General features: G+C 38.4%; 7 protein-coding genes. 6 read left to right on the top strand and 1 reads right to left on the bottom strand.

All coding sequences use genetic code 11. From position 1 onward, the window contains the following. Positions 1 to 445 precede the first annotated feature (445 nt). From AC6HVZ_RS17110 to AC6HVZ_RS17095, 4 genes are all read left to right on the top strand, one after another. Positions 446 to 1117 (top strand): response regulator transcription factor, encoded by a 672-nt coding sequence (locus AC6HVZ_RS17110; RefSeq protein WP_497559341.1) that lies wholly within the window; start codon positions 446 to 448, stop codon positions 1115 to 1117. Between the two features lie 72 nt (positions 1118 to 1189). Then, entirely contained in the window at positions 1190 to 2569 is a 1380-nt protein-coding gene (locus AC6HVZ_RS17105; RefSeq protein ID WP_497559340.1) for a HAMP domain-containing sensor histidine kinase, read from the top strand. 69 nt (positions 2570 to 2638) lie between these two features. Continuing rightward, positions 2639 to 3703 carry an ABC transporter permease gene (locus AC6HVZ_RS17100; protein WP_497559339.1) on the top strand — a complete coding sequence of 355 codons (1065 nt, stop codon included), beginning with the start codon at positions 2639 to 2641 and terminating at the stop codon, positions 3701 to 3703. After that, entirely contained in the window at positions 3700 to 4359 is a 660-nt protein-coding gene (locus tag AC6HVZ_RS17095; protein ID WP_497559338.1) for an ABC transporter ATP-binding protein, read from the top strand. Before AC6HVZ_RS17100 ends, AC6HVZ_RS17095 begins: the two co-directional genes overlap by 4 nt. Before the next feature lie 187 nt (positions 4360 to 4546). Here the strand turns inward: AC6HVZ_RS17095 and AC6HVZ_RS17090 are convergent, their stop codons facing one another. After that, a complete protein-coding gene (locus AC6HVZ_RS17090; protein WP_497559337.1) occupies positions 4547 to 4759 on the bottom strand; it encodes a hypothetical protein in 213 nt (70 codons plus the stop codon). Between the two features lie 517 nt (positions 4760 to 5276). Here AC6HVZ_RS17090 and glmS point away from each other — a divergent pair. Further along, positions 5277 to 7079, top strand: a complete 1803-nt coding sequence (glmS, locus tag AC6HVZ_RS17085; protein ID WP_497559336.1) for a glutamine--fructose-6-phosphate transaminase (isomerizing) — start codon at positions 5277 to 5279, stop codon at positions 7077 to 7079. 287 nt (positions 7080 to 7366) lie between these two features. After that, positions 7367 to 8191 carry an abortive infection family protein gene (locus AC6HVZ_RS17080; RefSeq protein ID WP_497559335.1) on the top strand — a complete coding sequence of 275 codons (825 nt, stop codon included), beginning with the start codon at positions 7367 to 7369 and terminating at the stop codon, positions 8189 to 8191. Positions 8192 to 8297: the final 106 nt, after the last annotated feature.

Below are 8297 nucleotides of genomic sequence, written 5' to 3'. Positions count from 1 at the left end.
TGCGGGAAATCTGCACGTACGGTTTGATGAGAGGTCGGAGGGCGAAATCCCTCCTCCTACTCTACTTTGTGGGGGGAGCTGCGTCAGGGGGTGGAGTTGAAATTGCTAATGTTTTACATCTTGGCTCAATCGTCGTCCGGAGTTGAGAGACATTCACGCAAAGTTGAGAGAACTACTCCCGAAGTTGAGAGAACTGCTCCCGGAGTTGAGAGACATTCACGCAAAGTTGAGAGAACTGCTCCCAAAGTTGAGAGAAAAACAGCAAATATACTTTTATCTCTCAACTATCTTAAGCTTTCTCTCATTTTAGAAGGTTATCTCTCAACTTCATGACGCTATCTCTCAACTCATCCCCATCCTCATCCTCACGCTCAAAGCCAAAATTTCTTTCCAATCAATTAAATGATACGATAAAAGAAAGGACAAACAGTAAGGAGGCTCCAATATGATTACAATTCTAATCGTCGATGATGATCCGCATATCCGCGAACTATTGCGATTCTATTTACAAAAAGAAGGCTATAAAACAATCGAAGCGGCTGATGGAAAAGAGGCGCTAAATCAGTTGGAAGAGAAAAGAGTTCAGCTGGCAATTGTTGATATTATGATGCCGAATATCGATGGTTATCAGCTATGTGAGGAAATTAGAACCTATTATGATATTCCAGTAATGATGCTTACAGCAAAAGGGGAAATTTCAGATAAAGAAAAAGCTTATAATAAAGGGACAGATGATTATGTGGTAAAACCATTTGAACCAAAAGAAGTTCTATTTCGTATTAAGGCATTGCTGAGAAGATTTCGAATGATAAATGAAGAGATCATTACGATTGGCAATACGACAATAAATCGTAAAAGCTATGAAGTACATGCTAATGGAGAAACGCTGATTCTGCCGCTGAAAGAGTTTGAGCTTTTGACCCAGCTGGCAAACTTTCCAAATCGTATTTTTACCAGGGAACAGCTCATTGATCTGGTGTGGGGAAATGATTATGAGGGGAATGATCGGACAGTAGATGTACATATAAAACGGCTCCGCGAGCGTTTCCCATCGGATCAGCATGACTTTTCAATAAGAACGGTGAGAGGTCTCGGATATAAGCTGGAGGTAGAATAAGGAATAAAATCATCTGTTCATCTCCAATTCATAAAATCAAGCTAGACTCGGGTATAAATGGAGGATTCTGCTATGCGAACACTTTATGTACGTATTATTGTTACTACAATGGCGATTATGATTGCCAGTGCAGTGATTGCTTTTGCCACAACAAATATCTACTATCAGCATTTTCTAAAGCCGGAAAATGATAAAAAGGTCACCCATATTGCAAAAAACATTATTACCATTTACGAGAAAAACAATAGTAAACGATTTTCTAACTATTTAGCAGCAATGACTGATTTAGGCTATAAATTTTATCTAGTTAAACCTAATGGGGTAGGTCAGACCTTTGGGGAGCCTTTTACTTCGGAAAATATAGAAAGCAAATACGTCAAATCTGTTCTGAATGGCAATACGTATCATGGGATTGCAAGCTATCCATGGAAGCCTTTTGTCACGGGTTTTTTTGATAATGAATTAAAAAATACCGTCGGGGTTCCCGTTCAGTTAAATGGAGAAACTCACGGCTTGTTTGTCCGTCCAAATTCCTCCCAACAATTTGGTGAAATGCGGATTTTCCTTGCACTATTACTTATTTTAACATTGCTTTTCAGTTTTCTTTTAGTTGTTACAAGCACTCGTTTTATTGTCAAGCCTATCAAAAAGCTGACAGAAGCAACGAAGAAAATAGCTGCAGGAAATTATCATGTGAAACTGAATGTGCATCGTAAGGATGAAATTGGGCGATTGGCAACTAACTTTTCCCAAATGAGTGGCAGCCTGGAGCGAATCGAAGAAAAGAGACAGGAGTTTGTTTCAAATGTTTCGCATGAAATTCAATCACCACTTACATCCATTCAGGGGTTTTCCCAAGCCTTACAGGAGAAAGGACTTCCCGTGGAGGAACGAACTCGGTATTTATCAATCATTGAAAATGAAAGCAGACGTTTATCTGCTTTAAGCAAACAGCTATTGATATTGTCAAATCTTGATCAAGATATGGACAATAGTGATTTTATCCCGTTTGATCTAGCAGCACAATTAAAGGAAGTAGTTATAACGATGGAATGGCAATGGAGAGAAAAGAGGATTGACATTGAAATGAATATTTCACCCACAACAGTCACAGGTGATCCGAAATTATTGCAGCAGGTATGGGTGAATCTAATTACAAATGCCATTCGCTACACAGAAGAGGGAGGAAAACTAAGCATTCGAGTGGTGTCTGAGAAATCGAACGTGCAGGTGTTTATTGAAGATAGTGGTATAGGAATTTCTGAAAAAGATATCCCCCAGCTTTTTGACCGGTTTTATAAGGTGGATAAAGCCCGAACGAGAACGGAAAATAGTACTGGTCTTGGTCTTTCCATTGTGAAGAAAATTGTAGAATTACATGATGGTACTGTCATGGTAGAAAGCGAACTCAAAAAAGGCTCAACCTTCATTGTAACCATTCCACGAACGTAAGCTTTAGTTCATCTTCTGTTCATATTAAAGCATTATGCTTTATTTATCGAATGGATAGGAGTGGATATGATGTTTCTTGCAATACGAGAATTAACGCATGCGAAATTTCGCTATGTTTTAATTGGATTAATTATGGTATTAATCGCTAGTCTCATTTTTATTATTTCCGGACTGGCAAAAGGTTTATCAGCTGATAACGCATCAGCAATCCAAGAATTACAGGCAGATTATGTATTGATTGATCCAGCTGCAGAACTGGAAATGACAAAATCATTTATTTCACAAAAAAGGCTAGAAGACATATCCAGTATCAATGGAGTAGAGGAAGTTAATTCATTATCAATTCGAATGATGAACGCCTCTGTAAATGGAACCCAGCAAAATGAGGATGTTGCATTATTTGTCACAGAAGCGGATGGAATGCTGTTACCGTCTGTCACTGATGGGGAACCAATAGTGAAAGAAAGTGAAGTAATTGTAGACAGTTCTTTGCAACGAGAAGGAATCGAGATCGGAGACACATTACAATTTGGTGAAGAAAGTGAATATACAATCACTGGATTTACAAATGATCAACGGTATAGCCATACATCAGTTGTATTTATGGATAATGGTCAACGAGAAAATATTAATGCGATTACCGTCCAAGTAGACAAGGCAAAAATAGATGAAATAAAAAATACTATTGGCGATACTTTTGATATGGTTACAACAGAAGAAGCACTTCAAGGCATTCCAAGTTATTCACAGGAACAAGCCTCCTTGAACATGATGATTGCTTTCTTATTTGTTATAGCAGCATTCGTTCTGGCAGCATTCTTTTATGTGATTACATTACAAAAACGAGATCAATTTGGCGTACTAAAAGCATTGGGTGCGAAGACAATCTATCTTGTTAAAAATCTGATTGGGCAGGTTGTTCTGATTTCTGTCATCTGTATTGCTGTTGGGGTTGGATTAACATTTGGAATAGAGGCACTCCTACCTGAGGATATGCCATTTTTACTTGAAGCGGATGGGATGATAAAGACATCCTTTCTGGTATTAATTGTATCTGTTATTGGTGCATTAGTTTCATTAATTCAAGTAGTTAAAATTGATCCAATTGAGGCAATAGAGGGGGCAGGAAAATGACACTAATAATGGAAAATGTATCAAAAGTATACAAAGATGGTCCAAGGGAATTTAAAGCAGTGGACAATGTGTCTTTAGATGTTGAAGCAGGAGAATTTATTGCGATCATCGGTCCTTCAGGTTCTGGAAAGAGTACGATGCTATCCATTGCGGGTGCACTACTGTCACCGAGCAGTGGTAGGATTTTACTTGACGGGGAAGATACAGCGAATCTCTCATCCAAACAGATCACTGAAAGAAGACTGGAGAAAATCGGCTTTGTCTTTCAGTCAGCAAATCTTATCCCATATTTAAAAGTGAAAGATCAACTGAGTGTTATAAATGTTATTGCAAAAAATAAAAATAAAACAAGAGGAGAAGAATTATTAGAGCATTTTGGTCTGACTCACCGTATAAATAATTATCCAAACGAACTTTCAGGTGGAGAGAGACAGCGTGTGGCTATTGCCCGTGCACTAATAAATGATCCAAAACTCATCCTGGCAGACGAGCCAACTGCTAGTCTAGATTCCAAAAGAGGTCGTGAAGTCGTCGAAATGCTTGCAGAGGAAATTAAATCTCGTGGGAAGTCAGGTCTGATGGTAACGCATGATGAAAGAGTGCTGGATTTATGTGATCGGGTTGTTACAATTCGAGATGGTAGGTTGGAGAAATAGTATTAGAAGCTGCTCTGCTTGTTAGGAGCAGCTTTTTTTATCGATTTAACAGTTGATTTTTTTAGAAATGCTGAAGTTCACAAGGGAATGGTCAGAAGTTCACAACACAATGGTTAGAAGTTCACAGTGAAATGGTCAGAAGTTCACAAGGGAATGGTTAGAAGTTCACACCTGCTCCCTCTCAGCCTTAGCCGTCCAGTCCGAAGTCTGAAAAGGAAGGAGAGGGATCTTTTTTTCTGACATGATGAATGCTTTTAACATGCCAAATGAAATCATCAGCATTTATATCTTTTTCATATCCATAGGCAGCATCTTCCTTCAAAGAAATCCTTGAAGACAAACGTGTGCTTAATCCTTCATGCGAAGCCATTCTGTCTAAATTTATAGTAATATAGATCATTTAGTCCCTACTTAAACTGTATAATAAGTAAAATCAGATTTTATAATTTTCACTTATTATAAATTGTAAGCATAAGCTAAATAACATCAGATCCGAAAAATATATTGACCAATTAATTCATTATCGGTTAAAATATACTGTACCCGTTTTTAGATAGGGTCGATATTTTATTCAAGAATAGAAAGGAGCATCGATGTAAAAGAGTAATAAAAGCGCCAGAACTATTTTCTGATCGGCGAAGAAAATAGTTGACGAGGTGGAGGCTAATCGAGTAATTCGGCGGATTCCTCCCGATTGTACATCTCAATCGACATGCTTTATTCCGAAAACAATAAGGCGACTTATTGCACAAAGGGTAAAGAGAGATGTCTACTAACAATCACGAGAAAGGGGCAGTAAACGCCCCAAACAGAATCCGGAAGCAAGAAGTTAGAAATCAGATACTCTGACTTCTGATTTCTGACATCCGATTTCTGCTGTCGTTTGTCTGCCCCTTTATATAAGGAGGAGTAACGATATGTGCGGAATCGTAGGATATATCGGACAGAACGATACAAAGGAAATTTTATTAAATGGACTGGAAAAATTAGAATATCGCGGCTATGATTCAGCTGGTATAGCAGTGCTGAATGATAATAGCGTGAATCTTTTTAAAGTAAAAGGACGTATTGCAGCATTAAGTGAGTGTGTGGATAGCTCTATCCATGCAACGATGGGAATCGGTCATACACGCTGGGCGACACATGGTATACCAAGTGAAGAGAATGCACATCCACATCAAAGTGTGTCTGGCAGATTTACACTTGTTCATAATGGGGTTATTGAAAACTATCAAGAGCTGAAAAAAGAATACCTGAATGATGTGGATTTTTTCAGTGAGACAGATACAGAAGTGGTCGTTCAGCTAATTGAAAAGCTCTATGATAACTATTTGGATACTGCCGAGACCTTTCGTCAGGTTATGCGTCTGTTAAAAGGCTCTTACGCAATTGCTTTAATTGATAATCAAGACCAAGATACGTTGTATGTATCCAAAAACAAGAGCCCGCTATTAGTAGGTTTAGGCGATGGCTTTAATGTGGTTGCAAGTGATGCAATGGCAACGTTGAAAGCGACAAATCAATATCTGGAAATTTTCGATCAGGAAATTGTGCTTGTCAACCGTAATTTTGTGGAAGTACAGAAGCTTAATGGTACGGTTGTTAATCGCAGCCCATTTACTGCACAAATTGACGTAAGTGATATGGAAAAAGGAACATATCCACACTTTATGCTAAAGGAAATTGATGAGCAGCCATTCGTTATGCGTAAAATTATTAACGAATACCAAAATGAAAACAATGAGCTGAAGCTTGATGCCGACATTCGCAGTGCCATGCAGAAAACAGATCGTGTCTACATTATTGCTGCAGGCACAAGCTATCATGCTGGTTTGGTTGGAAAAGAACTCATTGAAAAGTTAGCGAATATCCCAGTGGAAGCTCATGTAGCCAGTGAGTTTTCTTATAATATACCACTTCTGTCAGAAAAGCCATTATTTGTGTTCATCTCACAAAGTGGAGAAACTGCTGATAGCCGTGCCGTATTAGTAAAAATTAAAGAAATGGGACATCCGGCATTAACCATTACTAATGTGCCGGGATCCACCCTTTCTCGTGAAGCAGATTACACATTAAATCTATATGCAGGTCCAGAGATCGCAGTAGCATCAACAAAAGCATATACAGCACAAATCGCCGTGCTCGCCATTCTTGCTGTAGATACAGCGCAGGCAAAAGGTCATGAGTTGGATTTTGATCCACTACAAGAGCTTGCGATTGTTGCAAATGCGATGGAGATTTTAACAGATCAGAAGAAAGAAATTGAGGGTTTGGCAAAGGATTATTTATCAACAACACGCAATGCCTTTTTCATCGGTCGCAGTGCAGACTACAATGTTTGTGTAGAAGGCGCTTTGAAGTTAAAGGAAATCTCTTATATCCAGGCAGAAGGGTTTGCTGGGGGAGAATTGAAGCACGGAACCATTGCCTTAATTGAAGATGGAACACCGGTTATCGCACTAGCAACGCAAGCAAACGTAAATTATGCTATCCGCGGAAACGTGCAAGAAGTTGAAGCACGAGGTGCAAATGCAATGGTGATCAGCATGAAAGGCCTCGAGCAGGATGAGGATGCGTTTATTTTGCCACATGTGCATGAGCTGTTGACCCCGCTTGTTAGTGTTGTGCCAATGCAGCTGTTGGCTTATTATGCGGCATTGCATCGGGATTGTGATGTGGATAAACCGAGGAATTTGGCGAAGTCGGTGACTGTTGAGTGATATTGTTGCTTTGAAATAAAGTTTTGTGGCTTTGAAATAAAGTTTGATCATTTATAATAAAGATTGATAATTTTAAATGAAGATCGATAATTTATAATAAAGTTTGATAAAAATAATCCTTTACGATAATATGTTCGTAGGGGATTGTTTTTTTATTCAGATAAATTAGCATGGATTTTAAGCAAGGCTAAATTGTTCCCTATTATCAATTTAAATTTGGCTTTAGGAATGATCACTGGAATTAAGGTGTATCCCATAATATTTCTAAAAAGGGAAGGCAAATGTATATGAAGAAATTACCTTTAAATGATGAAATTGCTGTTGCGATTTCACAAGTAGTAGACGATGCTTTAGTTGTAACTCGTAAACCAAGTCATGCAGACCTTGATAACATTATCCTTCGCAACAAAATGGATAAAGGTGATCCGAAGTTAAATGGTCAAAATGCTAATGTTGGTAAAGCAAAAAGAGTAAATGCTGTTTTGAACTGGGCTTTGGAGTACGATCAAGAGGCCGGAGAAATTTTTGTTAGTTCCCTTCTTTCTTTAATCAGGGGACATGGAGGATTTCGGGAATATTCACCGAATTTTGTAGGCAATGAATCTATTCGGAATCTTCAAAGCTCGCTAAAAGCTGAAGGGGTTGTATTATCAAGTGATGGAACGGTCACTCCGGTTGTATTGGATAACCTATCTGATTTAGAAATGGAAGAAGCTTTAAAAGGTTATATTCGTCGTGCCAAAAAAGGTGCTTCAGATGCAGCATTGTTAACGGGAACTAGTAAAGACTTATTAGAGGCTGTTGCTGCACATGTTATAACAAGATTGTTAGGTAAGTATCAGCAAAGTAATTTTCCAACCTTATTAGGACTTGCCTTTCACCTTTTAGGGTTGTCTACCCCAGAATTCAAAGGCGATAACGAGGTAACGTCCCGTTTTGAAAAGAGCATGTACGAGCTAGGGTGTTCTATAAATAATCTGCGAAATAAGCAGGGGACGGGGCATGGACGACCTTTTTTACCTACGATTACTGATACAGAAGCTAAGGCTGCAATTGAAAGCATGGGGTTGATCTCTGAATTCTTGCTAAATAAATTGAAAGAAAAATTATAGTTATTTGATTAAAAGGCAGCTAATGAAGAACAAAGTGAAGAATACAAAATGATGCTTTCCGGTTTGAAATTTTTACATATTGCAATTTGTTGTCAATAAGCAGACA

This window comes from Oceanobacillus sp. NCCP-135, from assembly GCF_059698015.1.
Note: the sequence above shows the minus strand (reverse complement) of the source record. Positions and strands in the feature narration are given on the sequence as shown.

What these genes read in the sequence shown, in the direction of transcription:
- AC6HVZ_RS17110 (WP_497559341.1), top strand. Translation starts at nt 446, where the DNA reads ATGATTACAATTCTAATCGTCGATGATGATCCGCATATCCGCGAACTA.
- AC6HVZ_RS17105 (WP_497559340.1), top strand. Translation starts at nt 1,190, where the DNA reads ATGCGAACACTTTATGTACGTATTATTGTTACTACAATGGCGATTATG.
- AC6HVZ_RS17100 (WP_497559339.1), top strand. Translation starts at nt 2,639, where the DNA reads ATGTTTCTTGCAATACGAGAATTAACGCATGCGAAATTTCGCTATGTT.
- AC6HVZ_RS17095 (WP_497559338.1), top strand. Translation starts at nt 3,700, where the DNA reads ATGACACTAATAATGGAAAATGTATCAAAAGTATACAAAGATGGTCCA.
- AC6HVZ_RS17090 (WP_497559337.1), bottom strand. Translation starts at nt 4,759, where the DNA reads ATGATCTATATTACTATAAATTTAGACAGAATGGCTTCGCATGAAGGA.
- glmS (WP_497559336.1), top strand. Translation starts at nt 5,277, where the DNA reads ATGTGCGGAATCGTAGGATATATCGGACAGAACGATACAAAGGAAATT.
- AC6HVZ_RS17080 (WP_497559335.1), top strand. Translation starts at nt 7,367, where the DNA reads ATGAAGAAATTACCTTTAAATGATGAAATTGCTGTTGCGATTTCACAA.